The organism is Aeromonas sp. R7-4, from assembly GCF_040908055.1.
In the GTDB taxonomy this organism is placed as follows: Bacteria; Pseudomonadota; Gammaproteobacteria; order Enterobacterales; family Aeromonadaceae; genus Aeromonas; species Aeromonas sanarellii.
On the sequence record NZ_JBFODA010000054.1, the window covers coordinates 123,886 to 150,624 of the forward strand.

Genomic DNA, 26,739 nt, shown 5'->3' on the forward strand with positions numbered 1-26,739 from the left:
GTCGAGTAATATCCGGCCCGAGCACCCACTGTATAGCGGGCAAGACGCATCTCTAAAAAACGAGTCTCTGATGAAAAAAACGCCCTCCCCCACAGACGAGGAAAGCCTGCTGTTTCGCGATGCGGTCAAAGGTACCCGGAAAATTAGGCAAGATACCATAAGGGCCGAGTTGCGCCCGGTCAAGCAGAAACGCGAAGTGCGGGAAAGCCGCGAAAAGCTTGGGGTTGACCACTTTTTCAGCGACGAGTACCAGCCCCATCTCGAGGCGGACGGACCGACCCGTTACGTGCGCGAAGACGTGTCAAAATTCGAGCTGAAAAAGCTCAAGCGCGGCAGCTATCCGCCGGAAATTTACCTCGACTTGCACGGCATGACCCAGCACCAGGCCAAGCAGGAGCTGGCGGCCCTGCTGACCCTGTGCCAAAAGGAGAACATTCACGTCGCCTCGGTGATGCACGGCATCGGCAAGCACATCCTCAAGCAGCGCATCCCGAGCTGGCTGGCCCAGCACCCCAATGTGCGCGCCTTCCATCAGGCCCCCCGCGAGTGGGGCGGCGAGAGCGCCATCCTGGTGCTGCTGGATGTCGAAGAGTAAAGGCCGCATCAGCCCCCATCCACCGGATCGAAAAGCGCGCCTCAGGGCGCGCTTTCCATATACCGCTTGAAGTGGTCGAGTATGCTCTGCCAGCCGGCCCGCTGCTGCTCGCCGCTATGCAGGGACTCGGCATCGAACGCCTCCTCCACCCGGGTACCGCCCCGCTCTTCCACGAACCGCACGCTCACTGCGCGGCCATCGTCCATGACGTAGCCGAGCCCCGTCGGCGCCGTGACCTCGGTGAAGGTGCCCTCGAAGTCGAACCCCATGCTGCCATCCCTGGCCGCCATGTGGTGACAGAAGCGCCCACCCACCCGCAGATCCACCCGGCTTTGGGGGCAGTGCCACTCGGGGGAGGCGGCGTTCCACGCCATGATGCTGGCGGGGGTGTTCCAGCCCTGCCACACGGCGTCAATCGGCCGCGCGACCCAGACGCTGATGCTTAACTTCATCTCACACTCCTGTACAAAAGGCCTGACCGACGCTCCGGCCAGCGGTCACTTTCTCTTGCAATACAAAACCGGCCCCCTGATCTCACCGGTAAGGCGCCAGCTGAACGACTCGGCTATGCCTTAGTCAATAGCGAAGCTCATCCTGCCCTGTGGGACGATGGTAAAATATCGGTGGTTGAGCCGAGTCCAGCTTGACCACCAATCTGCCGCCGTTATGCAACTGCCACTCGAAGAAGTCGTCAAAACCTGCTCTCGTGAGGGCGCGGATCACCTTGGCCACCACCCCGTGTGCCACCAGCAATACCCGCTCACCAGGGTAGTCATGCACCAACTCGGCCAAGCCCTGGGAAATCCGCACTATCACCGCATCCAGCGACTCACCGCCGGGCGGCCCCTCAGCCCAACGTCGGGTGATGTTGCACGCCCACAACTCGGGGTATCGATCCCTCGCCTCTGTCTGAGTCAGCCCCTCGAACAGCCCCACATGGCGTTCACGAAATGCAGGAACCGTTTTGATGGGCAGATCCAGTGCCAAGGAGATCCGCAGCGCGCTCTGCCTCGCCCGTAACAAAGGGGAGGTCAACAAACGCTGAAACGGCACCTCTCTGGCAAGATCCTGGGCCAGCGCTGCCACCTGCTCCCACCCTATCTCGTTAAGCCCGATATCCAGTGCTCCCAGATAACGTCCCTCGGCGTTGGCCTGAGTCTGTCCATGGCGGATCACCACCAGTTCCATCTTCCATCCTTGCTTCATCAGCCGTGGTCGACAGCCCTGACACCCGAAAGCGATCAGGGCCGAGACGGGGTTCAGCCCTGCGCCAAAAAATGGGCCACCAGGGCATTGGCATGACCGTGCCCCATGGCATGCTCGGCCTTGAGCCAGGCCACCAGGGCCATGTGTTTGCGCTCCTCCCGCCCCGCCAGCAGGGTCAGCCAGTGAGCGATCGGCTGGCCGTACTTCTGCTCGATGGCGGGAAAATAGGAGGCAGGCCCCCTCACCTTCTGCTGTTCATCCATGATTGACTCCTTGGGATTTGCGCCGGCGCGGCGACAGGCTCAGGGTTTGGGGGCGAACTGCTCGAACACCTGCTGCCCTGTCAGGGTCGGGGTGTCGTTCTTGAGGGCATAGAAGTCGGGTTTCTCGTCGATAAAGATCTGCCCGGTAAGCTCGAACACCTGTTCCTGAAACAGCCCGGCACAGAGGATGTACTCGTCCGTCGGCAGCAGATGGTAGAAAAGATGGGTGCCACAGGTGGGACAGAAGCCGCGCTCCGCCCACTCGGACGAGCGGTAGGCCACCGGGGCTATCCCGGTGAAGCGCACTTCCTTGCCGCCGTGTACCGCGAACATGGGTCCGCCGGACCAGCGCCGGCACATGGTGCAGTGACAGAGGTTGACCTCCTTGTGATCGCCGCTCGAAACGGTGATCCCGCCACACAGACAATGACCTTCCATGATGCCTCCTAAGAGTTGGGGCGGCAGACGGAACCAAGACTATCCTGGCTCCTTGCCGCCCCCGATGAAGTAGCACGCAAACCAGGAAGGGGCAACTGACCATCTTGAGGCCCATCACAAGGCTCAAGTCGGGGAATGGTCCCATCCCGTTCATGGCACCATGCCCCTGATGAGTCAGGTTCGCCCCATCTCCTGCAAGGCGATGCGGTTGCCCTCGCAATCCCTGAATTCCGCCACCCGGATCTGTTCGCTCACCCGGGTCACGGGGTAGAGACACTCCCCACCCAACTGCAGCGCCCGCCCCAGGGTCCGGTCGATGTCAGTCACCTGCAAATAGATCCGGGTGCCATCCAGGCTCGGCACATAGCTCTCCCCTTTCGCCAGGGCGCCTGAACTCCCCTCCTGCCCCTCATGCAGGGGGAAGAGCGCCATCTCGTTGCCATCGATCTCGACCGGCTCCAGAGCAAGGTCGAAGACCGCTTCGTAGAAGCGGATGGCTCTCTCCAGATCCTGCACCGGGATTTCAAAATGGATGGCGATGTTCATGGTAAAGCCCCTCCCTAGGTGTGAACCCGCACTCTATCAGTGCCAAAAGAGGCGCAGCAAGGGGGTGGCCCGACCGCCGATCAACAAGGGAGGCGCGCTGCCTCCCCTGGGGTTCGTCCTCTCATACTGGCGCTCAGGTCACCGGCGCCCAGGGATCCCCCTTGCCCGGCTCGTTGCCCTGGGTCCACCACTTGGCCTGATAGATGACGCCCTTGTGGCTCACCTTGTTGCCCGCAGTGTAGACCTTGCCTGCCTCCCAGGCCGGTACCCCGTCCACCGGCGGCGTGCCGGGATCGACCGGTGCCGGATCCAGCTGTGCCACCACACGCACCTTGGGCCAGCTGGCGTGGGAGCCGTAGAAGTTGGTCACGCACTTCTCGTAGTCCCCCGGCACCAGGGCCGAGTAGGCGGTCTGGAATCCCACCAGCTCGCACTCGAAGGAGTAGCCGCCCGGCCTGTCCGGGTAGTATTTCCAGTTGCCGTCCCAGTTGGTGTAGAGCACGTCGGTGGCGCCGTTCAGGTTGAGGCTGCCATAGGGGGTCTGTTGCCAGCAGGTGTTCTTCTCGTCAGGGAGCAGCGGGATCCCGTAGTGGGCCGCCAGCCCTTCCCAGTAGCGGATGCGGTTGACCGGCTGGCCCTTGTCCCTGTTCTGCTCCCCGCACTCGATGCCGCCGTTGATGATGTTGATGGTGGTGCCAAAGCCGTAGCCGATGCCCGCCGCCAGCTCACGCTGAGAGGGCACCCAGGTGCGGTCGATCACGTGCAGCATGGCGGGCTTGGGGGCCTGGGGGGTCAGGAAGAACCAGATGGCGGAGGCGAGGTTGAGCCAGGAGTCCGCCACCAGGCCGGGGTTGTTCAGCAGCACGGTGGCATCGCCGTCGAACATGGCCTCGGAGAAGGCGCCGTAGTTGAAGTGGTAGGAGAGCTGCTTGGCGCCGCGACCGAAGTACCCCTGGCCGGTGCTGCAGGGCCATTTCCTGTTCTGCCAGTCATTCTGGCCGCACCCCGTGGTGTAGCCGGTCTGCCCTTCCGACCAACCCATCTCCCGCACGTGCACCAGCGCCTGCTGCCATTCCTCCAGCCCCAGGGGGTTGTCGGAGACATTTTCCCTGGCGATGTGGCCGCCGGTCTCCTGGGCAAAGTGGGCGAAGGCGGTGACGATGGACTTCTTGCAGATGGCGTCGGCATTGCGCCCGTCCGTGTAGTCGCCGCAGAAGGCGGGGAACTTGCCCACCGCCCGCAGGAAGCGCTCGTAGGTGTACTCCGGGGCGGCCATCTGGGTCAGGAACTCCCAATCCGATTCAGTGAAGACCCGCTCGACTCGCTTGACGTTGTCCGGGTTGCCGGGGGCTCGCGCCACTATGGCCTCCACCACCGTATTGGGCCGGGTGGCCAGAGCCTTGGCCCAGAGCCCGTACATGGGGTTGGCAGTCTTGGCCTGGGCCGCACTGGCGAGATCGGCGGCGGCGATCACATAGCCGCCGCTGTTCTGGGGATCGGGCTGGATTGTCATGGCGCTCTGGCCGGGCAGCGCCCAGACGAGGGCAACCAGGCAGGCGGTGCGCGTGAGCATGAACATGGGTAAGCATCCTTGTCTTGAAAATGTCAGGGCGAGCATAGGCATCCGCACAACTAAATTCACGACAAGAATTAAGAATTTGGCGAAATTGTGAGCCATGCCACCCTGCACTCAGATGGCGCTCGTTTAGCAGGGATATCCAGCCCCAGCCCATGGTCTTGTTGGCGCAGCCGCCAGCGCCGGTCAGGGGCCTTGCTCAGACACCGCCGACGCGCACCGCCCGGATCAGCAGGTTGCGCGGGGTCATGGGTTTGGGGCAGAAGGTGCCCACCTCCACCCGGTAGCCCTGCTCCTCGAGGAAAAGGGCGCGATCGAGCAGCAGCCAGACTTCGAGGGGGCGGCGAAACAGGTGGCGCACCAGCTCCATGCGGGCGACATCGCCAAAACGTCGCTCCCCCTGTGCCAGGAAGGCGGCGTAGTCGAGCCCCGTCGGCAACCTTATCCCCTTGCGCTCGGCGGCCCAGTGGCAGAAGGCCTCGAAGCCCCCCGCCAGCAGGCTCTTTTGCAGGTTGGGCACCGGCAGGTACTCATCCACCCCGCGTACCCGGCGCTGCAGGCAGTCGAAGGCGAGACGCCACACCACCTCCTGCTCCCGCAATCGGGCGATGCGGGCGCCGCCGGTCACCGTCTCCTGCAGCGGCAGCTTCAGGTCGCTCTTGCCAAGGCGCAGGGCGCTGGCCCTGGCGGCCCGGGAGAGGGGCGCGTAGCGCTCTTCCCTGATGAGGTGGTAGCAACAAGGGGAGAGAGTCACCCCCTGGGCGCGCCCCTCGGCCACCCGCGCCAGCAGATGGGTGTGCAGATCGCCGCAGGCATGGAGCGCCATGGCGTGATGGTGCGGGGCGATGAGCCCCCCGGACTCGGCGGCGAAGGCGTCCGCCTCCACGAATTGCATGCTGGCGCCGTCGCGCGCGGCGAGCCGTCGCCCCTCCTCGCAGAGCGCCCCCTGCCACTCCAGGCTCAGGATGTCGGCGCCACGGTGCAGCGACACCAGGCGCCCCAGATGCCCCTTGCCGGCGCACCACTCCAGATAGGGGCCCTGGTGAGGGGGCAGACAGCCGGTGAAGGCCTCTATCTGCGCCTGCTTGCGCCCCGGCATGTACATCGCCATGGTCCTGGCGCACTGGACGGGTTCGGGGACGAAGTCGGCGAGTTCGCTCAGGGCCTGCAACTCGGCCCCCGCCGGGATCCAGGGGGCGAGCAGGGTGCAGAGCGCATCCATGTCGCCATCGAGGCGCGCTATCTCCTCCAGGCTCAGCGCCTCCAGGCACTCGGCAAGAGCTGGCACCTCGCTGGCAAAGGCGAGCCCCAGGTGGTGATAGGGCTGGTATTGCCACCAGCGTCGCTCGTCGGTGAGCAAGCAGTCCAGTTGTCGAAAACGGTGGGCCAGCACGGTGAACCTGTCCTTTGGCGCAAAAAGGGAGGCTTATTCTAGCGATCTGCCGTCAAAAAGCACTCGCCCGTGGGTCTCCGGTAGCCTGACAAAAAGCATGGATTTGTGCTATATTCCGCCCCCTCATTCGCGCAGCCCGCCACGGCGGGCCGCTTTACCCCTATAAACGGAACCCAATCATGACCATCAATGCCATCCTGCAAGCCCGTGCAAACGCCAAATGCGAGCTGTGTGGCGCAGAACATGCGCTGACTGCCTTCCCGGTGCCGCACTCCCCCGCCAGCGACGACGACCACAGCGTGGCGCTCTGCGACACCTGCCGCGGCCAGCTGGAGCAGCCGGACACCACCGAGGTGAACCACTGGCGCTGCCTGGGTGACAGCATGTGGAGCCAGGTGCCGGCGGTGCAGGTGATGGCCTGGCGCCAGTTGAAGGCCCTCGCCGCCCGGGGCGAGCTCTGGGCCCAGGACATGCTGGACATGATGTACATGGAAGACGAGGTCAAGGCCTGGGCAGAAGCCGGCATGGCGAGCGACGATGACGACAGCGTGCCGACCGTCGACTCCAACGGCGCCGTGCTGGTCGAAGGGGACTCCGTCACCCTGATCAAGGATCTGGACGTCAAGGGCGCGGGCTTCACCGCCAAGCGCGGCACCCTGGTCAAGGGCATTCGCCTGACCAACAACCCGCTGCACATCGAGGGCAAGGTGAACGGCATGCAGATCGTGCTGGTGGCCGCCTACCTGAAGAAGGCCTGATAACGCCCCAGCCAGCCAAAAGCGCCCCCGGGGGCGCTTTTTTGTTGCCGCCTTCGGGCGCAAATGGAATGGCGCCACCGGAAAACTGGACTATCCTGCAAACCAGTTCCGCGGTATGCCCCCTCCCCTGGCTGCCAGTGCGCCAATGGAGAGGGCCTTCCCGGCACGCATGGAGAGACCCCGGGCACCATGATCCCCATGACGCCCAAGACACCAAGGAGCAGCCCCATGGCCAGCAAGAAAGAGATCAAGAAGCAGATCGCCGCCCGCCAGGCGAAGATTGCCAAGCACGAAGGCAAGATCAAGAAGCTGAAAAAAGCCCTGAAATAGGGGCTGCGCAATAAAAAAACCGCCATCAGGCGGTTTTTTTATTGCAAGGGCTACATCAGACGGGCCCGGCCAGAGACCCGGATCCCGCTGCCGGGCTCGGCCGGGATCTCGGCATGGAGCCGCGACGGCATGCCCATCTCCTCCCCCTGCCGGATCTCGATGGCCCCGCCGTGGGGCCAGTGGAGATCCCGCAGATAGCCGGCGAAGGCAGCGGCCGCGGCGCCCGTGGCCGGATCCTCGTAGACGCCGCCATAGGCGAAGGGATTGCGGACATGGAACAGCCTATCCCCTTGCACATGGACCAGCAGTATGGTCACCAGCCCCTCCCGGCGCATCAGCAGCCGCCCCTGGGCCAGCTCATACTTCATGGCCGCCAGTGCCGAGCGCTCCTTGAGCGCCAGCACCAGGTGGTCGGCGCCGCCGTGGATGAGTGCAGGAGGAAGGCGGGGATCCAGGCTGGCCGCGTCATAGCCAAACAGCGCCAAGGCCTCGCGCATCAGATCGGCGGGCGCCGGCCGGCTGCGGGTCGGCGGTGATTGCAGCGCCGCCTGCCACAGCCCCGCGTCGTCCTGCCAGCCGGTTACCCTGATCTGGCTCTGGTTGAGGCAGAGTTCATGCTCCCCGGCCCCCACGCGGCGGGCCAGCGCCACCCCGAGGGCGATGGTGGCGTGACCACAGAAAGGCACTTCGGCCTCGGGGGAGAAGTAGCGCACCCGCCATCGGCGCATTCCCTCCCCTGGCGCCCCGGCCAGCGGGGCGGCGAAGGCGGTCTCCGAAAATCCCACCTCGGCGGCGATCCGCTGCATCGCCTCCGGCGCGGGCAGGTCATCCCCTATCCAGACACCGGCGGGGTTACCCCCCTGCTCCCCCTCGGAAAAGGCGGCGATCCGTACCAGCTCGGTGGCGAGTGTGGTCATGGTGACTCCTTGTCTCTCATCTCTCGTACTCAGGGTGATCCTGCGTTCATCCTGGCGTGCCAGCCCCGCACGTCAGGGATTGAAGGCCAGCTTACCCATAAAAGGGGCGGACGCACAGGGCCTGGAGGCGCGCTAGGGTGTTCTGCAGCAGCGGTGCCGCTTGGGCGCCGCGGACCCCGGGCGTCGGGGCTAGAGTTGTACTGATGTGTCCGGATATGAGCCTGCAGTGGAGCGCCATATGTATTCCTACACCCTCACCTTCCGGGAGGAGGCCGACAAGCTGACCGCCCCCGAGCACGAGATCCGCCTGCAAAGCCCGGCCCAGGCCGGCGATTTCCTCATTCTTTCCGACGGCAGCCGCCATCAGGTGATGTTTGTCACCCACCGTGCCCATTACAGCAGCCTCTACCTCGACAAGGGCGTGCGCATTCCCCAAAACTGAGTGCGAGGTGTCATGCGCCGAGCCGCCCTGCTATCGTGAGAGACGGTCTCGCGCTCGCCATTGCCGGCCCATGCGCGTTGCCGCCAGGGGGCGGCGCGCCTGAATGACCCACCTCCCGAGGAATTGACCATGTTCAGACATGCCGCTCTCGCCCTGACCCTCTCCCTGCTGGGCAGCGCCCAGGTTCAGGCCATCAACGCCAAATACGCCGAGCAACTCGAACGCTCCGGCTGTACCTAGGTCACCGAGGCCCAGGGCTGCGATACTCACAAGAGCAAGGCGGAAAATGCCAGGGCAGGATTTGGCACCGCTGTCCCGGCCGCCGACGGCGGTCTGAATCTGGGCTATGAGCTGAAGCTGGAGCGCTCTGGCTGCAGCACCCAGGTGAGCGAACTCAATGGCTGTGACATCAACAAGACCAGAGCCGAGAACGCCGCCGCCGGGTTTGGCGCCGCCCCCGTTGCGGTCAGCACCAGCCCCTATGCCGGCAACTGGGTCGCCACCTTCCCCGAAACGGGCGCCACCGTGGCCAGCATCCGCATCGACGACCGGGATAGGGTCTGGGTCAACGACAAGCAGGTCAAGGCCAGGAAATCCGACGGCGCCCTGGTGTTCGAGGAGGGCATGGTCACCTATCGCATCCAGGGGGATCGCCGACTCAAGGGGGAAGATGGCTGGGTCGACAAGGACGCAGGAACCAAGGGCCCCATCGCAGCCAGATAGGCGCACAAGGGTGACAGCAAGGGGAGCGCCAGGCTCCCCTTGCTGTTTGATCTGTCGTCATGCTTGCGGGCCCGTCGGCCCGCGGGAGGCAGCGCTGCGGCCCCCTACCCCTGTTTCGGATAGTCAAGCACCGCCGTCACCGGCTTGCGGAACGGGACGCTAGACCAGGAGGGGGCATCGAAGGTGAAGCGGGCGACGGCGCAGGTCGGCATCCGGACGATCCCGCGGGAGAAGCCGTGGGCCAGGGCGGTGAACTCGGGGTCATGCCCTACGAGCAGCACGCTCATAAGCTCGTCCGCAAGCTCGCCCATCACCCCGAGGAGGGTCTCGACATCGCTCTCGTAGAGGCGATCGTCGATGGCTATCTTGCCCACCGGATAGCCCAGCTCATGGGCGAGCAGCCGGGCCGTCGACAGCGCCCGGCAGGCCGGGCTCGAGAGGATGAGATCTGGCCTCACCCCCTCCCTTGCCAGGCGCCCCCCCATCAGGGGGGCATCGCGCAGCCCCCGTGCGGCCAGGGGGCGCTCCCGATCCGCCAGGCTGACCTGCTCCCAGCTCGACTTGCCATGGCGCACCAGGATCAACGTTCTCTTCATCTGCCCTTCCTCACTTGTCGGGCTGCGACCGTCAGCCCGCCGAATCCATGCTCAATAAGGCGAGCCATCTTTATGTCGGGCAGACCAGGCGCCATCGGCACCCTGCATCAGGGCCAGATCGTCGTCCGGGTACTCGACGGTGTCGCCTGGCAGCCTGTCCCCCACTTCGAGATAGACGGCGTCCACCTCCCCGTGATTGAGCAGCTGGTGGGCTAGTCCGCTGCCCCCCTTGAAACCGATGCACTCCCCCGGCGACATTTGGTACTCCTCCTCCCCGTGGCGCAGGGTGGGCGTGCCCGAGAGCACATAGACGAACTCATCCTGCCTGCCGTGATGGTGCTTGAGCGCCGAGATGGCGCCTGGCGCCAGGGTCGTCAGGTTGACCCCGAAGTTGGCAAGGCCGAAATGATCCCCGAGTTTGCGCTTGGTGCGGTGCTTGACCAGGGTGGCAAAGGGCTCCGGATAGAGGGACTTTGCCGTGTTCTCGGGAATTGCCGTTGCCTGAATGGGCCTCTTGCCAGCCATGTTTTGACCCTCCTTGTGGATGCTCTCTTAGTTATACCCCGAACCTTGACCCCAGATCTTGGCGGCGAAACACGGGCAAGGGGTGGAAGGGCTAGTCAGCAGTCCTGGGCACTTGCCACAGGCGCAGACTGAGGCCCCTGCCACACCCTAGATCACCTCGAGCCTGACCTTGATAAGGCCGGATCTTGTGTTGCCTATGCGGCTGAAGGCCGCCCTGGAGAGATCGATGATGCGCCCCCTGGCGAAGTTGCCCCTGTCGTTGACCCGCACCACCACGCTCTTGCCGTTGGCGAGATTGGTCACCCTCACCATGGTACCGAAGGGCAGCGTCATGTGGGCGGCGGTGCTGGCACTGTTGTTGTATCGCTCGCCGCTCGCCGTCTTCTTGTTGTGATAGCGATCGGCATAGTAGGAGGCCAGCCCCGTCTGAGTATAACCGCGCCAGCTGCCGTCCGATCCGCCACTCACGTCCGGCTGACTGCTGCAGGCTGCCAGCAGCAGGCACAGGGAGGCCAGCAACCCTTTTTGCACCATGATCCTCATCATCGACTTCCTCGACCCGTTATGAGATATCGCGTTTACCCCGCCCGGCTTTCATGGCCAGGCGGGCTCCCGCGAACAGGGGCCTACTCTCTCATATTTCCCATGGAAAACGGGAGGCCCAGGCCTCCCGTTTTGCGTATCGCTCCGTCAGCCCCTGTCAGGGTATCCCCCTCAGGCGATGAGCTTGTCGTCGGCGAAACCGAAGCCGCGCAGTCCCACCACGTGCACGTGCTCGTGCTTGCCCTGCACCTTGCGGATGAGCTTGTAGGTGGTGCCCTTCTCCGGGCTGATGTTCTCCGGCGCCGCGATGAGGAGCTGCATGTCCTGGCGTTCGCACAGCTCGAACAGGGTGGCGATGGATTTGCCATCCAGCCGCGCCGCTTCGTCCAGGAACAAGAGGCGGCAGGGAGCGATGTCCTTGCCGCGCAGACGGCGGGACTCCTCCTCCCAGCTGATCAGCACCATCAGCAAGATGGCCTGACCGGTACCGATCGCCTCGCCAGTGGAGAGCGCACCGCTCTCCGCCCGCAGCCAGCCATCGGCCCCGCGCTGCACCTCGATTTCGAGCTCCAGGTAATTGCGATAGTCGAGCAGCACGTCGCCCATCACCTGATAGCTGCGATCCCCCTGCTCCACTTGCGGGTTGAGACGCTGGAACAGCTTGGCCATCGCCTCGGAGAAGCTGAGATCCTTGTCGGCGAACAGATCGTTGTGCATGGCGGTTTGGTCGGCCAGCGCCGTCAGCAGACGGGTGTGGGCCTCGCGGATGTTGACGTTGAGGCGCACCCCGCGCACCAGACCGAAGGCGATGTTCTGCAAGCCCTGGTTGAGCACCCGGATGCGGTTCTGCTCCCGGCGGATGATGTTGGTGATCTTGGCCGCCACCTCGTGAGAGGAGAGCGACAGATGGGTTTCCCGCTGCTTGAGCTCGTCGGCGAGCCGCGCCAGCTCGATCTCCATCTCCTCGATGGCCTCCACCGGATCGTCCGAGCGGATGATGTCGTTGCGGATGCGATCCTTGAGGTAACGGTAGACCTGCACGTAGAAGGCGACCTTCTGCTCGGTGTTGCGGTTGCCTTCCGACAGACGCAGCGCATCGCGCAGAGCCTCGTCGTGGGCCACCGCCACTCGCAGGGCCCCGAGGGCCTTGTCCGACATGGAGCGCAGCTCGTCGCTGTCAAGATAGGCCAGTTCGCGCTTGTTGAGGCGCTTCTCGACGTCGGTCTCCCGCGCCAGACGCACCACCCGCGACCAGCTCGCCTTGTGACCCACCAGGGATTTGCGGGCGCCGTAGTAATCCTTGCCCTCCAGCTTGAGGCGGCCGCCGAGGGATTCGATCTCTCGCTTGCACACCTGCAACTGGGCCTCGGCGCTGGTGCGACGGGTCCGGGTGCGGATAAGCAGCTCCTCGATCTCCTTCTTGTGGGCACGGCCCTTCTCTTCCATGTCATCCGACAGGGTCAGCCCCATGGCCGCCAGCTCCTGCTCGAACTCCGCCAGGGTCTGGCCCTTGGCCGAGGCGCTGGAATCGAGCGCGGTGCGCAGCTGCAGCGCCTCGGTGTGGCGCTGGGTGATCTGCTTGTGCTGCTCACCGGCGGTGCGGGCGGCAAGCTCCGCCGCCTTGAGCTTCTCTTTGAGCCGCTCGCTCATCTCGGAGGCCTTGCCGAGCAGGTCTTGCGCGTCCTGATAGGCAAAGTGCGGCAGACGGGCCACCAGCTGATCGAGGGCATAGCAGCGGCGCTTCTGCTCTGCCAGCAGGTCGCTGACCTCATCATAGGCCGCCTGCAGGGCGGCCAGATCCTGGGGATCCTGACGCAGCACCTGCACCTGGGTTTCCAGCTTCTCGAGCGCCTTGCCGTGTCTGGCGATAAAAGCTTCGGCTGTGTTAAGGGCCTCCACATCGGCACGGGCCGCCTCGAGGCGGGCCGCCAGCTCTTTCTCGGCAAACAGGTGGGCGAAGGGCAGCATCCCCTGCACCAGCTGGATATGGCGAGTCAGCTGGGCGGCGGCCGCCTTGGCCTCGGCCAGCTGCTTGTTGCACTCGGCTATGGTTTCTTGCAGCTTGCGCTGCTCGTGCTGTTTGGCCTGCACTTCGGCTTCGGGGTCCGGGCGGAAGGCGATATCCAGATGCTGGCCGATAAAGTCGCGGAAGTGGCCGTAGAGGCGGTGGTACTTCTGCTGTTCGAAGGCGGCCTTGGCGTAACCCTCGACCAGGTTTTCCCGCTCGAGCTCCAGCTGTTCAATCCGTTTTTCCCGTGCAGCGCGACCAAAGAGCGGCAGCTCGGGGTAACGGGAGAAGCGCACCTGACGCTTGCTGGTGCGCACCAGCACGGCGTCCCCCAACTCGTCGGCCTCGACCAGATCCTCGTCAAAGGAGTCGGGGTTACCCTGGATGAGGTAGATATCCTCCGGGCAATCTTCCAGCTTTTTCAGCCGCTCGATGGCGCCTTCGAGGTCGAGCACCACCAAGGCGCTGCGAGCCGGGCCGTAGAGCGCGGAGTAGTAAGGGGCATCGTCGATGGAGATGTCGTCATAGACGTCGGAGAGCAGCACGCCCCCCACCTGCTCGGCGATGCGGGCAAGACGGGGATCCGCCTCGCCGGCCCCCAGCTGCAGGTTGCGAATTTGCAGCTCTAGCGCCTGTTTCTGGCCCTGAATGCGGTTGCTCTCCTGCTCGAACTCCCGCTCCTTGTCGAGCACGCTCTGCATGCCGGCCGAGAGCGCCTCGGCGGTGGCGAGCGGCAATCCGCTCTGCTCGCGCAGTTGTTCGAGCTTCTCGAACGACTTGAGCCAGCGCGGCGCCAGCTTGGTCAGCTCCGCGATATCTCGGCCGAGCTGGGTGCCCTGATGCTCGAGGCTGGCGCGGCGCTGGTTGACTTCCGCCTGCTGCTCACTCAGCTCCTCCTGACGGGTGCGCTGGGCTTCGAGGAAGATCTCCAGCTCGTCCTGGCTCGCGATCAGCTGGCCACAAGCCTGCTGCAATTCGTCGCGCAACTTGAAGAGATTCTTCTGGCTTTCGCTCTCTTTCTCGAGGCGAGCCAGGGCGGCGCGCAGCCCCTGCCCCTGGGCAATGCGGGCCTTGTCCTCGATATGGCGCTTGAGTAGCGCCTGCGCCGTGGGCCAGGCGGCCTCGCGCACGGTGTCGGGGGCGATGCTGAGTAGCAGCGCCAGGGCCGCTTCGTGCTCGGCCACCGCCGCCTTGGCCAGCGCCAGCTGCTGCTCGGCCCCCAGCACCCGGCTGGTGAGGCTCTGCTCGGCGGCGCGGAACTGGTGCAGGGTGTCGCTCGCCTGTTCGGCGGTCAACCCCGGCAGCTCGCACTGCTCGCGGGCAGCATCGAGGGCCTGCACCGCCTGACGGTACTGGATGGCGCGGGTCTGCTGGATGTCCAGCGCCTGCTGGTAGTCGGCCAGCTGGGTCTTGAGGCTGTCTACCTCTGCCTGGGCCAGCTCCTTGCGCTCTTCCACTTCCAGCAACTGGCCGTGGATCTCTTCCACCACCGCCTGCTGCTGCTCCAGCTTGTCGTTGAGCTCCGCCAGATCGGCGCGATAGAGGGCAATCTTCTTTTGCAGCGCCACGGCCGCCATCACCTTGGCCAGGTGCTCGGCGGCAGACTCCAGCTCGTCGGTCAGGAGCTTCTCGCGGTTGGTGAGCTGATCCACCTCGTCCGCCAGATAGATGGCACGCTGCTTCTCCTCGGCCAACAGACGGCGTTTGCCGGCGAGTTCAGAGCGCGCCTTGAGGGCCAGCTCGGAGAGACGGCTCTTCTCGGCGGCGCCCCGCACATACTCAGCCGCTACATAGTGGGTGGTCTCGGTGATGAGATTCTTGAACAGATCCCGCTGACCCTGGGTCTCTTTGATCGCTTCCAGGGTGCGGCGGTTCTCGTAGATGGCCGCCTCCATGTCCTGGAACGCCTTGCGTACCCCGGAGTTCTCCGGCAGCAGGTATTCACGCAGGGAGCGGCTGATGGAAGACGAAATACCGCCGTAGAGGGAGGCTTCGATCAGGCGATAGAACTTGCCGCGATCCTTTTGATCCCGCAGCTTCTTCGGGGTGATGCCGAACTCGAACATGAAGTTGTGATAATCGGTCACCGTATTGAACTTGGCGACCTTGAGCGCGCCGAGCTCCGCTGCCGCCCCCTTCAGATCGGCGAAGGCACGTACCCGGCCCTTGCCGTCGTCGAGCTTCTCCAGCAGCAGATCCGTGGGCGCCAGATGCTCGGGCACATCCACCAGGGCGAACGGGGTGATGTTGACCTTGTTGTCCCGGTTCGCCACCTGTTCGAGGTGGACGCCGACCCAGATCCGCTGCTCGCGGCTGTTCATCACTTCCAGCAGCGAATAGCAGTGGCCGCGCTGCAGCTTGCCGTAGAGCCCCTTGTCGCGTGACGCGCTGCTGGAGCCCGCCTCCGTGGTGTTGCGGAAATGAAGCAGGGACTGATCCGGGATCAGGGCCGCGATAAAGGCCGCCATGGTGGTGGACTTGCCCGCGCCGTTGCCGCCGGAAAGGGTCGTGACCAGCTGGTCGAGATCGAAGGTGCGGGCGAAGAAGCCGTTCCAGTTGACCATGGTCAGGGATTTGAATTTGCCTCTCACGCCACACTCTCCATCAAACCGGCAGACACCATCAGTGCCGGCACATTAACGTTGCAGATCATCTTCCACCTCCAGCTCCAGCTGCTCTTCGTCCAGATCCTCTTCGATATCCTCGAACAGGGAATCGCTGCTCGGCATCTCGTCGTCGTGGAAGATGGCCTCCCCTTCCTGGATCATCCGCAGCTGCACCGCGCGGGGATCCTCGTCGGAACGCACGTCGGCGGCGAAGCGGAACACGGATTCGTTGACCCGGAATTTGTCGCTGTTGCCAAGGGGGGTGATCATCCCGAGGCGCTTGAGGCGACGCATGGAGGTGCGGATCTTCTCGAGGAGTTTCTTCTTGTCCAGATCCGTGCCGCCGGAGCGGCTGTTGACCATACGCAGCAGTTGCTTCTCGTCCGCCAGACCCAGCACCTCTTCCTGCAGCTCGCTCATGGCGAACACCCCTTCAGAGGCGAGACGGTCCGGGCTCAAGAAGAGGTAGCAGAGCACCTTGCCCACCAGCATATCGAGCTCGGAGAGCACAGTGGTGCCGATATCGGCGCTCGGGCGCGGACGCAGGTAGAAGAAGCCTTCCGGCGCCTTGATGAGTTCCACCTGATAGCGGCCGTAGAAGATCTCCAGCTCCTGGTGGTACTCCACCAGGGCCGAGTGCTGTTCGAATTCGTCGGCACTGATGTGGCGACCGGAGCGCAGGGCGGTATCGATGCGCGGAAACAAGGGGTTGGCGATGGCCTCTGCGAGGCGCAGGGGCAAGGGGAATTCAGTATTGATCGATGACATAGGCCTGAACCTTGGATCCAGCTTGGTTGATGGGTTTCCATGCGGGTTGGCGGTGGTGCTCGCGCTCACCGCTGGCATGGCCGAGACGCACGGCCTGATCGATCAGGAGGCGCGCCACGTCGAAGTGGGCATGGGCCGGGTAGTCCAGCAGGTATTCCCGCAGCACGTCGGCAAGATCCAGCCGATCCCCCTGCTCGGGATAGCGGGCCAGGTAGCGCTCGATGCGCTCCGCCAGCTCCTGGTTGATGTCCACCATCTCCACGTACTCCATCTCGAGGGGCACCTCGCCGGTCACCTCCTCGTCGTGGATGGCGATGGTTTCATCCCGCAGCTCCAGCAGGCGTGGCTCTTCGGCCACCCGCAACAACCAGCTGTGCTGCTCGAAGTTGCGGATGGATTCGCGCAGCCGCTGGCTGAAGGCGCGGTTCTTGTCCATGTCGATGGCGTTGCGGATGAACTTGTGGACGTGCCTGTCGTAGCGGGACCAGAGCTCGATGCACTGCTGGCCCCAGGCGGTGATGACGTCCAGACGCCCCTGCAGGGCATGGGTCAGCTCCTCGACATGGAACAGATCGTCGCGCCCCTGGGCCGCTTCCTGAATGTTGAGCAGTCCCGCCTGCAGGCGGTGGCCGGCGGCGTCCAGGGTGTCCTGCAACTCGCGCAGGGTCTGGCCGGTCTCATGCAGGAGCTTCTCGCAGCTGTGGATGGCATCGACCCAGTTCTGGGTCAGCAGGGCCGCGATCTCGCTCTTGACCTGGTTCTGCTGCTCGTCCATGGCGCGCTGGGTGAGATCGATGCGCCCGAGCGTCTCCTCCAGGGAGAAGGTGAGCCGTGGCAGCACCTCGGCATCCCACTGCTCCCGGGTGTTGGTCTCGAGCGCCGCCTTGCGGGCGGTGTCGAGCTCGGCGGCCAGGTGCTCGAGCAGGATGGAGAGCTTGATGGAGTCCACCTGGCGGCTCTCCAGGAAGAAGTCGACGATGCTCATGCCAAGGCGCGACAGGCGGTAGAGGCTCTCCCCCGCCACCATGTCGGTGGTGAAACGCGACAGCAGCTGCTGGCGAATGAGATCGTTGATGGCGTTGTTGGCGCGACCGGTGAGGGTCTCGTCCATCTGGCCGAAGGCACTGCTCACATAGCCAAAGGCATCGTGCAGCGCGGCCTCGGAGAGATCAGACTCGTCCTCGGACAGCGTCTTGATCGCGATCAGAAAGGCCAGCCTGTCGGTGGGGAGGTTCAGGGACAACCCCTCCTGTCTGACCCATCCCACCGTCTCTGGCAGGGTACGGGATGTACTCATCATGACGTTATCATCTCGTTGTTATAGCCGGCGGGTCACTCGCCCGCCGTGGTGATATAGGCCGGGGTCGGTGGCGCCCCGGCGGCTGGATCCCGCATCGTATTCACGCCGGTGTGTCTCAACCGGCCGGTTTCTGGGCCATCACATGGATATAGCGACCCAGGGAGACAAAGGGTTCCTGCCGGCAGTACTGCTGCTCCATGGCCAGCAGATCGTCGAACTTCTCGACCTGATCCTGCTTGTGGCGCATGTAGTCGTGGATGACCCGCACCCCGGTCTTGCCGATGATCCGCAAGCCTCCCCGGCCTATCCAGTCATAGACCTGCTCGGGGATCTGGGGATTGGTGGGGGTCAGGGCAGTCTGGCGCTTCTTGCGAAGGCCCAGGCGCACATAATCGAAATTGCCCACCACCAGGCTCTGGAACAGGAGGCCGTGACGATTGTAAAAAAGCAGCGACAGTATGCCCCCAGCCTTGACGAAAGGGAACAGACCCAGCAAGGTCTGGCGCGGCTCGGCGAGCCACTCCAGCACCGCATGGCAGAGCACCAGATCGAAGGTACCGGTCACGTGTTGCTTCAGATCCTGAATGGGGCAATGGATGAGACGAATTCTGTCCTCCAGCCCCTTCTCGGCGATCTGGGTGCGGGCCAGGGCCAGCATCTCCGCCGAGAGATCACACAGCTCCACCTGATGGCCCATGGCCGCCAGCTTCTGGGTGAAGTAGCCAAAGCCGCCCCCCGCATCCAGGATGCGCAGTGGCCGGTTGCCCAGCCGCGCCAGGCAGGCCTCGATGTCGCTCCACACCACGGTCGTGCGGATGCACCCCTTGGTGGAGTCGTAGATGTTGCGGGCGAACTTGTCCGCACGCCCGTCAAAACTCTGATCTTGCTTCAAGACACACTCAACTCTTGGCCGCAGGATTGGGCCAGACCAAAAAGAGGGGTATTCTGTCACATCCCGAATTTGCTGAAAACTCAAGGACGTCGCTGCCGTGTTCGAGCTCAACCTCTTTGTCATCAAGAAATGGCTGGGCCAGCTGCTGATGCCGCTCCCCTTCTCCCTCTCCTTATTGCTGCTGGCGCTCGGGCTGCTCTGGTTCACCCGCTTTCAAAAAAGCGGCAGGCTGCTGGCGACCCTCTCCTTGGTGATCATCGCCCTGATGGGGACCCGGCCGGTGAGCTATGAACTGGCCCGCAGCCTGGAGCAGACCTATCCGCCGTTCGAGGTGAGCCAGCATCCGGACATCCAGGCCATCGTCGTGCTCGGCAACGGCCATGTGAGCGATCCGGCGGTGCCCGAGCGCTCCTGGCAGAACAACATCTCCCTGGCTCGCACCCTGGAGGGGGTGCGCCTCGCCCAGGCCTATCCAGGAGCCGAGCTGGTCTTCTCCGGTTATGTTTCCGGGGATCCGCTCTCCAATGCCGAGGTCAACGCCCGCATGGCCGAGACGCTCGGCATCCCCCGCGCCCGGATGACGTTGTTTGAAAACAACAAAGACACCCATGACGAGGCGGTCAGCATCGCCCGCCACCTCAAGGGCAAGCGGGTGGCCCTGGTGAGCTCGGCCACCCATCTGCCTCGCGCCATGGCCCTCTATCGCGGTCAGGGACTCGATACGGTGCCGGCCCCCACCGATTACACCGCCAAGCAGAGTCAGGTGCCGCAACCCCTCTATACCTACCTCCCCAAGGGGCGCTATCTGATGTATTCCGAGGCTGCCATTCACGAGTGGATTGGGGTATGGTGGGCCCGTTTGCGGGGGCAGGTCACCGAGTGAGCAATCGCGCCTTTCATTCCTGATTTGGATCAGGAAAGCGAAAAAAAATTACGTCATTTGCCGCCGGGTCAGCTATCTTGGGCTCGGTTCAATTCATATAATGTTGCGCAATCAAATGCCTAGGAGATATAGAAGATGAGACAGCACCTGGTAATGGGTAACTGGAAACTGAACGGCACCAAGGCTTCCGTGGAAGCTCTGATCAAAGGACTGACCCCGGCTGCTGCCGCTCATCCTTCCGTGCAAGTCGCCGTCTGCCCGCCTGTTATCTTTTTGGGTCTGGTTGAACAGCTGACCGCCGGCAGCAAGATCGCCTACGGTGCCCAGAACGCCGACGTTCACGAGTCCGGCGCCTTCACCGGCGAGAACGCCCCGTCCATGCTCAAAGCCTTCGGTTGCACCTACTCCCTGGTCGGTCACAGCGAGCGCCGTACCCTGCACGCAGAGACCGACGACGTGGTCGCTGCCAAGTACGAAGCCATCCAGAAGGGCGGCCTGGTCCCTGTCCTGTGCATCGGTGAGACCCTGGCCCAGTTCGAAGCCGGTACCACCAACCAGGTCGTCGAGACCCAGCTCAAGGCCGTGATCGATCGCTGCGGCATCGCCTCCTTTGCCAACGCCGTCATCGCCTACGAGCCGGTCTGGGCCATCGGCACCGGCAAGACTGCCACCCCGGAAATCGCCCAGGCCGTGCACGCTCACATCCGCCAGTACCTGGCCGGCTTTGACGCAGACGTGGCAACCAAGGTACAGATCCTGTACGGCGGCTCCGTGACCGGTGCTACCGCTGCCGACCTGTTCGGCCAGCCGGACATCGACGGCGGCCTGGTGGGCGGTGCGTCCCTGAAAGTGGACGACTTCTCCCAGATCATCGCTGGCGCCGCCAAGTAAGCGGCCAGAAGAGAGGGGCTTGCCCCTCTCTTCATATCGCTTTCCTATGGACCCTTCGCCATAGGAAAGCCGATATAGTAAAAGCGGGCTCGCCGTATTTTTCAGATATAGATTTTCGACAACTCAGATCCAGAGGCACTCATGACCAAACAAATCAAACGTATTGGTGTTTTGACCAGTGGTGGTGACGCACCGGGTATGAACGCAGCCATCCGCGCCGTGGTGCGCGCCGGTCTGCATCATGGCCTGGAAGTCTACGGCATCTATGATGGCTACCTCGGTCTGCATCAGGACAGGATCGTCAAGCTCGAGCGCCACAGCGTCTCCGACGTGGTGAACCGCGGCGGCACCTTCCTGGGCTCCGCCCGCTTCCCCGCCTTCAAGGACCCGAAAGTCCGTGCCGAGGCGGTCGAGAACCTGAAGAAGCACGGCATCGACGCCCTGGTGGTCATCGGCGGTGACGGCTCCTACATGGGCGCCAAGAAGCTGACCGAAGAGGGCTTCCCCTGCATCGGCCTGCCGGGCACCATCGACAACGATATCGCCGGTACCGACTTCACCATCGGCTTCGATACCGCCCTGAACGTGGTGGTTGACGCCATCGACCGCCTGCGCGACACCTGCAGCTCCCACCACCGCATCTCAGTGGTCGAGATCATGGGCCGCCACTGCGGCGATCTGGCCATGTCCGCTGCCGTGGCCGGTGGCGCCGAGTACGTGATCGTGCCGGAAGTGGCCTTCGACAAGGAGAAGCTGCTGCAACAGATCAAGGAAGGCGAAGCCAAGGGCAAGAAGCACGCCATCATCACCATCTGCGAGCACGTCACCGACGTCAACGCCCTGGCAAAAGACATCGAGGCCATGACCGGCCGCGAGACCCGTGCCACCATCCTGGGCCACATCCAGCGCGGCGGTTCCCCCACTGCCCGTGATCGCATCATGTCCAGCCGCATGGGCGCCTTCGCCGTCGAGCAGCTGCTGGCCGGCCAGGGTGGCCGCTGCGTCGGTATCCAGGGCAACGAGATGGTGCACCACGACATCATCGACTGCATCGAGAACCTCAAGCGCCCGTTCAACCAGGAGCTGTACGATCTCTCCACCACCCTGTTCTAAGCGCGGTGGCCTGACAAAAAAACCCTCCTCTGGAGGGTTTTTTTATGCGGGCTCCTCACCCCCCAGCCCCCTCTGTGGGGCCCTACTATCCACTATCCACTTGCCACTGTCGCCATGTCTTACCCCTGCCCGACGGCCCTGAGCCTCTGACCCCACGACCTTCTCCTTTACTTCTTTCCCCTGCTTTTCTGCTTGCTCACCTTGTTCGCGACAGGTCCGGATAAAGGCCTTGGTGCCGCAGTGCCACGGCCCTGCGCCAGGGCTCCCCTGCCCTTCATCCCATCACACAGGCGCCATATAGCAACCCGGGTGGGCCGACGATATCTCCCGCTCCTCCTGCGCGCGGGCCCGGTGGCTCGCCCCCCAAGAAAACAGAGAGAAACGGGGCGTCCGGCCACCCAAGGCCCCATGAAGATCGATCCCCCATGTTCCCGCCTCCCCCCTTTCCCTTCCATGCTCCTTTGGCGACCGTTTTGTCGTTTTTCCGTACTCTTTTTGCTCCCATCCTGTTTGGGATGAGCAGAAAATTGAGCCTTCATCGGATAACCCTGGCTGGAAATAGCCTTGCAGACTGGGGTTAGGGCACAAGTCGTGAGAAAACATGACATGGGATGACAAAACCTGGCTGGCAGCCACCAACCGTCCCATGACGACATAAATCGGCGCATCCCGCAGGCCATTTTGCTACCGTAAAATGGAAGCCACCACGAAGACTCCAATCGAAACCACAATAGAAAGAGTTACAACAACAACATAACTAAATGTATTTAAAGGATTTATATATATCTTCTTTCACTGACATCACCATGAAATCCTTGTCAGGACAAAAAACGTCCTTAAACTTGCACAAATGCAGCCATATTTCACCTCCCAACAACTTTTGCCACATAATTACATTTTTCGTTGTTTTATCGTTCCGTTGTGGTATCTTGGTTCCATCATGAGCCAACCAAGGGAGATAGAATCATGAAAGAGTTCGTAGTTACCGCCGTTTTCACCGTGTTTTTCACCCTGGTTGCCGTCTCCATGCCTTCATTGGCACAGCTCTAAGCCGGTCAATCAGCCACTGTTGTTCGCCTGCGACTCGATACAGACCGAACGGGTTCAAAAAACAGACTGAAACATGGGTTTTTGACTCGCTCTGGCAAAGGATGGCGCCAAGCCATCGTTGAATGCGATCTGCGCGCATAAAACGACCTCGCGGCATCCATGCCATCTTTCAAGGGGACCCCAGGCTCCCCTTGTCGCATCCGCCATCCCGGGATTTACTCTTGCTCCCCTGCCCGTCACAATGGCCGCTGGATTTGCCATGCAGGAATCACCATGACTCAGGATGCCTTGCGCCACTGGCGCCGCGACCTTCACCGTCACCCCGAAGCCGCCTGGTGTGAATTTCGCACCACCACCCTCATCGCCCAACGTCTCCATGAGCTCGGTTTCTCCGTCGTGTTGGGGGATCAGCTGCTCGCCAGCAATCTCATCATGGGACGGGAAGTAGACGTCGAGGCCCAGAAGGCGCGCGCTTTGCACCAAGGTGCGCACCCGGAGTGGCTGGCACGCATCGACGAGCTCACCGGGGTGATGGGACTCTGGGAGAGCGATCGTCCCGGCCCCACCCTGGCGTTTCGCTTCGACATCGATGCGGTGGAGGTCGAAGAGAGCCTGGAGGCGGCGCACCAGCCCGGCCGGGAGGGGTGGCACTCCGCCAACCCGGGCTGGATGCACGCCTGTGCCCACGACGGTCATACCGCCATCGGGCTGGTGCTGGCCGAGCGGATCGCGGCCCTCGCCGATCGCCTCCATGGCCGTATCAAGCTCTTCTTCCAGCCGGCCGAAGAGGGCTGCCGCGGCGGCAAGGCGCTGGCGGCAGGGGGCCAGCTCGACGACGTGGACGCCCTGCTGGCGCTGCATATCGGCATTCACGCGAGCAGCGGCGAGCTGGTGGTCAACCCCACCGAGTTTCTCTGCTCCACCAAATTCGATGTGGAGTTTATGGGGCAAGCCGCCCATGCGGGGCTCGAGCCCAACGCGGGCCACAATGCCCTGGCGGCGGCCTGCATGGCCACCACGGCCATGCTCGGCATTCCCCGCCATCGGGACGGCATGACCCGCATCAATGTGGGCCAGCTCAACGGCGGCAGCGGGCGCAATGTCATCCCGGGCCATGCCCGCCTGATGGGAGAGACCCGCGGCGCGACGCCGGCCCTCAACGACTACATGTTCAACCAGGTGCAGCAGATTGTGGAAGGGGCCGCCCTGATGCAGGGCACCACCTACCTCATCCGCAAACAAGGGGAAGCCATCGGCATCGAGAACAGCCCGGCCCTGATCGAGGAGCTCGTGCCCCTCGCACAGGAGATAGCGCTCGAGACTATCCACACCCGCCGCTTCGGGGCCAGCGAGGACGCCGGTTTTCTCATCGAGCGGGTGCAGCAGCACGGCGGTCAGGCCGCCTATGTCATCCTGGGGGCCAACCTGGCGGCGCCCCACCACCACCCGCAGTTCGACTTCGACGAGGCCGTGCTGGCCCCCGGTGTGGCGCTGCTGGAAGCCTGGCTGCTCGCCCGCCTCGGGCGATAGCTGGCGCCGGATGCAAACAAGGCAGCCCATGGGCTGCCTTGTTTTTTTACGCCCTTGCAGGCAAGGGTTGTGCCTAGGCTCCCAGCACTATGGCGGAGAGATGGGCGAAGTGGTGGATCTCGTGGGTCGCGTCGCAGGGCCCCGCCTCACGGCCCGGGTTGTACCAGCAGGTGGCCAGCCCCTGGGCGGCGGCGCCGGCGATGTCGGTCTTGGGGTTGTCCCCCACCATCAGCACCCGCGCCGGGCTCGGCTGCCCCATCTGCGCCAGGGCATGCTGGAAGATGGCCGCCGCCGGCTTGGTCACCTGCACCTCGTCAGAGATAACGAGAGGCTCAAACCACGCGTTCCAGCCCAGTTTGTCGAGGCGCCCGCGCTGGGGCAGGCTGAAGCCGTTGGTGATGATCCCCATCCTGACCTTGTCCTTGAGGGTCTTCAGCGTCTCCTCCACCCCCTCCAGCGGCACGCTCAGGGCGATGATCTGCTGCAGGAAGGTGTCGTTCATCGCCATGGGCGCCACGTTCACCTGTTCGGCAAACAGGGAGAAACGGGTCTGCTGCAGGTGGGCGGCGTCGATCTCGCCCGAGTTGTACTGCTGCCAGAGCCGCTGATTGAGGGCATGGTACTCCGCCATCTTGGGGGGAGTCGGCGCCACGCCGTAGATCTGCAGGGTCCGCTCCAGCGCCCTGGCGACCGGAAAATCGAGCAGGGTTTCGTCCAGATCGAACAGCACCCAGTCATAGCTTGCTTGTTTCACGCTTGTCCTTATTGGTTGTGCTTGGCCACGTATCATGCGTCGGGCGCGGCCATCCCCAATGGGCTGTCGAGCAGGGTCAGGGTCAGCCTGACGCCAAAACCGGTCACCTCGCTGCCGACCACGCCGTTGCCCCCCTTGCTGCGAAAACCGCTCAGATCGAGGTGCAGCCAGGGCGTCTGCTCGGGCACGAAGCGGCTGAGGAAACGGGCGGCATCGATATGATCCGGCGATGCGCCGGGGGCACACTGTAACAGATCCGCCCACTCACTCTCGAGGTTGTCGTCGTAATCCTCGTCCAGGGGGAAGGGCCAGACGCGCTCCCCGCTCTGCTGGCCCAGGCTGATCAGCTCGGGTAGCCACTCGGATCGATTGGTGAAGGCGCCGCTGTAGCGGCTGCCGAGCGCCCGCTTGCAGGCCCCGGTCAGGGTGGCGTAGTCGATGAGCAGATCGGGCTTGTCCCCGGCCGCCAGGGTCAGGGCATCCGCCAGCACCATGCGCCCCTCGGCGTCGGTGTCCACCACCTCTATGGTGGTGCCGTTCAGCGCAGTCACCACCTCCCCGGGCCGGTAGGCCTGCGGGCCTATGTGGTTCTCGGCGATGGCGAGCCAGCAGTGCACCTCAACGGGCAGTTTCGCCCGGCTGATGGCATGGAGCGTCCCCAGCGCCACCGCGCTGCCCCCCATGTCCAGGTGCATGCCATACATGCTGCCACCGACTTTCAGGTTGTAGCCCCCGGAGTCGTGACAGATCCCCTTGCCCACCAGCGCGAGGCGGCGCACCGGGTTGGCCGGGCAGTAGCTGAGCCTGACGATGGCGGCCTGACCGTTCGCCGAGCCCCTGGCCACCGCCAGGAAGGCGCCGGCGCCCAGGGTGGCGAGGGCCGCCTCGTCAAACTCCTGCCACTGCCACCCCTCCTGCTGCGCCAGTTGCTGCACAAAGGCCCGGTAGCCTTGGGCGTCAAGCTCGGAGGCGGGCAGCACCGCCAGGTGGCGGGCCAAGCCGTTGCCTTCGGCCTCCGCCGCCACCCGGGGCGGGTCCAGCTCGCACGGGGGAGAGAGGTACAGCTGCTGATAGCCGGGCCTTGCCTCCTCGTCCCGCTTTTGGGTCGGCAGGGGGACGTCGGCGGCGAGCAGGGCGGCGATCACCAGCTCCGCCAGCCGCACCCTGTGGACGGCATCGAAGCCCTCCAGGTGCAGCGCCAGCTCCGTCGCCTTGAGCCCCGAAAGGGGGGCCACCCAGGTACGTACCTGCTTGTAGAGTCGATGATCCAGGGCGGGGCTGGGCTCGACGAAGATCACCTGTTGCAGGCCCTGGCTGTCGGTCAGGGAATAGGGGGCCTTCTGACCCAGGGCTATCTGGGCCGCCACGGGGGCGAAGGGGGCCTGAGCCAGCAGGGTCTCCCGCTCTGACTCGGCAATGAGCAGGAGCTTGACGGGCACCGTGCTCGCCATCACCTCGGCGAGGGAGGCGGTCTGCATCGTGATTGTGGGAGGGGAATAGCTGAAAGGGGTCATCACAGGTTGCGGCCTCATCCATGAACAGAAACCAGGATGATACCGAACAATTGGCGAGAGGGATCGGAAAAACACACATTATTGTGTGCAAGCAACAGATGCTGGAGAGAGTCTGAGAGGTAACGCAGAAGAAAAGCAGTCAGAAGTTGGTTGCGGGGGCCGGATTTGAACCGACGACCTTCGGGTTATGAGCCCGACGAGCTACCGAGCTGCTCCACCCCGCGTCCGAATTGTACTACCACCACAAGAGGCTGAGCAGATGCCCCTTGCTGTCTTTGTCTCCACCGCCAGGCGTTTGCCTTACCATGAATACAAATAGTTGGTTGCGGGGGCCGGATTTGAACCGACGACCTTCGGGTTATGAGCCCGACGAGCTACCGAGCTGCTCCACCCCGCGTCCGAATTGTACTGCCACCACAAGAGGCTGAGCAGATGCCCCTTGCTGTCTTCGTCTCCACCGCCAGGCGTTTGCCTTGCCATGGACACAAATAGTTGGTTGCGGGGGCCGGATTTGAACCGACGACCTTCGGGTTATGAGCCCGACGAGCTACCGAGCTGCTCCACCCCGCGTCCGAATTG

The 26,739-nt window shown here is 63.7% G+C and carries 25 protein-coding genes and 3 tRNA genes; 8 read left to right on the forward strand and 20 right to left on the reverse strand.

The features are described 5' to 3' along the window. The first annotated feature begins 70 nt into the window (after positions 1 to 70). Positions 71 to 595: an endonuclease SmrB gene (gene smrB, locus AB5Y72_RS14685; RefSeq protein ID WP_209792461.1), complete on the forward strand. Its 525-nt coding sequence runs from the start codon at positions 71 to 73 to the stop codon at positions 593 to 595. Between the two features lie 41 nt (positions 596 to 636). Here smrB and AB5Y72_RS14690 read toward each other — a convergent pair whose 3' ends face one another. The 7 genes from AB5Y72_RS14690 to AB5Y72_RS14720 form a co-directional block, all read right to left on the reverse strand. Continuing rightward, on the reverse strand, positions 637 to 1,047 hold the full coding sequence (locus AB5Y72_RS14690) for an SRPBCC domain-containing protein (protein WP_368199116.1): 411 nt from the start codon (positions 1,045 to 1,047) through the stop codon (positions 637 to 639). 124 nt (positions 1,048 to 1,171) lie between these two features. Next, entirely contained in the window at positions 1,172 to 1,783 is a 612-nt protein-coding gene (locus tag AB5Y72_RS14695) for a histidine phosphatase family protein (protein WP_368199117.1), read from the reverse strand. 71 nt (positions 1,784 to 1,854) lie between these two features. Then, positions 1,855 to 2,064: a DUF4287 domain-containing protein gene (locus AB5Y72_RS14700; RefSeq protein WP_209792468.1), complete on the reverse strand. Its 210-nt coding sequence runs from the start codon at positions 2,062 to 2,064 to the stop codon at positions 1,855 to 1,857. Between the two features lie 39 nt (positions 2,065 to 2,103). After that, positions 2,104 to 2,502, reverse strand: coding sequence for a GFA family protein (locus AB5Y72_RS14705; RefSeq protein ID WP_216990312.1), 399 nt, complete (start codon positions 2,500 to 2,502; stop codon positions 2,104 to 2,106). Positions 2,503 to 2,676: 174 nt separating this feature from the next. Continuing rightward, positions 2,677 to 3,048 (reverse strand): VOC family protein, encoded by a 372-nt coding sequence (locus tag AB5Y72_RS14710; protein WP_325782641.1) that lies wholly within the window; start codon positions 3,046 to 3,048, stop codon positions 2,677 to 2,679. Positions 3,049 to 3,181: 133 nt separating this feature from the next. Continuing rightward, a complete protein-coding gene (locus tag AB5Y72_RS14715; protein WP_368199118.1) occupies positions 3,182 to 4,627 on the reverse strand; it encodes a chitinase in 1,446 nt (481 codons plus the stop codon). A 196-nt stretch (positions 4,628 to 4,823) separates the two neighbouring features. Further along, complete coding sequence (locus AB5Y72_RS14720; protein WP_325782640.1) at positions 4,824 to 6,017, reverse strand: methyltransferase; 1,194 nt, start codon at positions 6,015 to 6,017, stop codon at positions 4,824 to 4,826. 179 nt (positions 6,018 to 6,196) lie between these two features. Between AB5Y72_RS14720 and AB5Y72_RS14725 the strand changes: the two genes are divergently transcribed. Continuing rightward, positions 6,197 to 6,775, forward strand: a complete 579-nt coding sequence (locus tag AB5Y72_RS14725; protein WP_216990316.1) for an alkylphosphonate utilization protein — start codon at positions 6,197 to 6,199, stop codon at positions 6,773 to 6,775. Between the two features lie 380 nt (positions 6,776 to 7,155). Here the strand turns inward: AB5Y72_RS14725 and AB5Y72_RS14730 are convergent, their stop codons facing one another. Next, positions 7,156 to 8,022 carry a PhzF family phenazine biosynthesis protein gene (locus AB5Y72_RS14730; RefSeq protein ID WP_216990317.1) on the reverse strand — a complete coding sequence of 289 codons (867 nt, stop codon included), beginning with the start codon at positions 8,020 to 8,022 and terminating at the stop codon, positions 7,156 to 7,158. 238 nt (positions 8,023 to 8,260) lie between these two features. Between AB5Y72_RS14730 and AB5Y72_RS14735 the strand changes: the two genes are divergently transcribed. Both AB5Y72_RS14735 and AB5Y72_RS14740 read left to right on the forward strand, forming a co-directional pair. Beyond that, positions 8,261 to 8,464 (forward strand): hypothetical protein, encoded by a 204-nt coding sequence (locus AB5Y72_RS14735; RefSeq protein WP_325782638.1) that lies wholly within the window; start codon positions 8,261 to 8,263, stop codon positions 8,462 to 8,464. Between the two features lie 384 nt (positions 8,465 to 8,848). Then, entirely contained in the window at positions 8,849 to 9,187 is a 339-nt protein-coding gene (locus AB5Y72_RS14740) for a hypothetical protein (RefSeq protein ID WP_325782637.1), read from the forward strand. Positions 9,188 to 9,291: 104 nt separating this feature from the next. Here the strand turns inward: AB5Y72_RS14740 and AB5Y72_RS14745 are convergent, their stop codons facing one another. From AB5Y72_RS14745 to cmoM, 7 genes are all read right to left on the reverse strand, one after another. Further along, positions 9,292 to 9,783 carry a histidine phosphatase family protein gene (locus AB5Y72_RS14745; RefSeq protein ID WP_325782636.1) on the reverse strand — a complete coding sequence of 164 codons (492 nt, stop codon included), beginning with the start codon at positions 9,781 to 9,783 and terminating at the stop codon, positions 9,292 to 9,294. A 51-nt stretch (positions 9,784 to 9,834) separates the two neighbouring features. After that, a complete protein-coding gene (locus AB5Y72_RS14750) occupies positions 9,835 to 10,308 on the reverse strand; it encodes a cupin domain-containing protein (protein ID WP_042075628.1) in 474 nt (157 codons plus the stop codon). 147 nt (positions 10,309 to 10,455) lie between these two features. Next, positions 10,456 to 10,851, reverse strand: coding sequence for a septal ring lytic transglycosylase RlpA family protein (locus AB5Y72_RS14755; protein ID WP_216991830.1), 396 nt, complete (start codon positions 10,849 to 10,851; stop codon positions 10,456 to 10,458). Positions 10,852 to 11,022: 171 nt separating this feature from the next. Further along, on the reverse strand, positions 11,023 to 15,450 hold the full coding sequence (gene mukB, locus AB5Y72_RS14760; RefSeq protein ID WP_325782635.1) for a chromosome partition protein MukB: 4,428 nt from the start codon (positions 15,448 to 15,450) through the stop codon (positions 11,023 to 11,025). A gap of 45 nt (positions 15,451 to 15,495) precedes the next feature. Then, complete coding sequence (mukE, locus tag AB5Y72_RS14765; protein WP_041997033.1) at positions 15,496 to 16,233, reverse strand: chromosome partition protein MukE; 738 nt, start codon at positions 16,231 to 16,233, stop codon at positions 15,496 to 15,498. Beyond that, positions 16,214 to 17,533 carry a chromosome partition protein MukF gene (gene mukF, locus AB5Y72_RS14770; RefSeq protein ID WP_325782634.1) on the reverse strand — a complete coding sequence of 440 codons (1,320 nt, stop codon included), beginning with the start codon at positions 17,531 to 17,533 and terminating at the stop codon, positions 16,214 to 16,216. Before mukF ends, mukE begins: the two co-directional genes overlap by 20 nt. Positions 17,534 to 17,648: 115 nt before the next feature. Next, on the reverse strand, positions 17,649 to 18,425 hold the full coding sequence (gene cmoM / locus AB5Y72_RS14775) for a tRNA uridine 5-oxyacetic acid(34) methyltransferase CmoM (protein WP_325782633.1): 777 nt from the start codon (positions 18,423 to 18,425) through the stop codon (positions 17,649 to 17,651). A gap of 97 nt (positions 18,426 to 18,522) precedes the next feature. On the opposite strand from cmoM, the gene elyC reads away from it, so the two are divergent. The 4 genes from elyC to AB5Y72_RS14795 all read left to right on the forward strand — a co-directional run bounded on the left by elyC (position 18,523) and on the right by AB5Y72_RS14795 (position 23,892). Continuing rightward, the gene (gene elyC / locus AB5Y72_RS14780) at positions 18,523 to 19,308 is read left to right on the forward strand and encodes an envelope biogenesis factor ElyC (protein WP_325782632.1); all 786 of its coding nucleotides are present in this window, start codon (positions 18,523 to 18,525) and stop codon (positions 19,306 to 19,308) included. Between the two features lie 135 nt (positions 19,309 to 19,443). Beyond that, positions 19,444 to 20,199 carry a triose-phosphate isomerase gene (tpiA, locus tag AB5Y72_RS14785; RefSeq protein ID WP_325782631.1) on the forward strand — a complete coding sequence of 252 codons (756 nt, stop codon included), beginning with the start codon at positions 19,444 to 19,446 and terminating at the stop codon, positions 20,197 to 20,199. 141 nt (positions 20,200 to 20,340) lie between these two features. Continuing rightward, entirely contained in the window at positions 20,341 to 21,312 is a 972-nt protein-coding gene (pfkA, locus tag AB5Y72_RS14790) for a 6-phosphofructokinase (RefSeq protein ID WP_010674852.1), read from the forward strand. Positions 21,313 to 22,635: 1,323 nt separating this feature from the next. Beyond that, positions 22,636 to 23,892, forward strand: coding sequence for an amidohydrolase (locus AB5Y72_RS14795; protein ID WP_325782630.1), 1,257 nt, complete (start codon positions 22,636 to 22,638; stop codon positions 23,890 to 23,892). Between the two features lie 73 nt (positions 23,893 to 23,965). Here AB5Y72_RS14795 and yjjG read toward each other — a convergent pair whose 3' ends face one another. The 5 genes from yjjG to AB5Y72_RS14820 form a co-directional block, all read right to left on the reverse strand. Beyond that, positions 23,966 to 24,646, reverse strand: coding sequence for a pyrimidine 5'-nucleotidase (yjjG, locus tag AB5Y72_RS14800; protein ID WP_042075643.1), 681 nt, complete (start codon positions 24,644 to 24,646; stop codon positions 23,966 to 23,968). Between the two features lie 32 nt (positions 24,647 to 24,678). Beyond that, positions 24,679 to 26,163 carry a leucyl aminopeptidase family protein gene (locus tag AB5Y72_RS14805; protein WP_368199119.1) on the reverse strand — a complete coding sequence of 495 codons (1,485 nt, stop codon included), beginning with the start codon at positions 26,161 to 26,163 and terminating at the stop codon, positions 24,679 to 24,681. Positions 26,164 to 26,307: 144 nt separating this feature from the next. Next, positions 26,308 to 26,384, reverse strand: a tRNA-Met gene (locus tag AB5Y72_RS14810). A 96-nt stretch (positions 26,385 to 26,480) separates the two neighbouring features. Further along, a tRNA-Met gene (locus tag AB5Y72_RS14815) sits at positions 26,481 to 26,557 on the reverse strand. Positions 26,558 to 26,653: 96 nt separating this feature from the next. Next, positions 26,654 to 26,730: transfer RNA gene (locus AB5Y72_RS14820), tRNA-Met, on the reverse strand. Positions 26,731 to 26,739 lie beyond the last annotated feature (9 nt).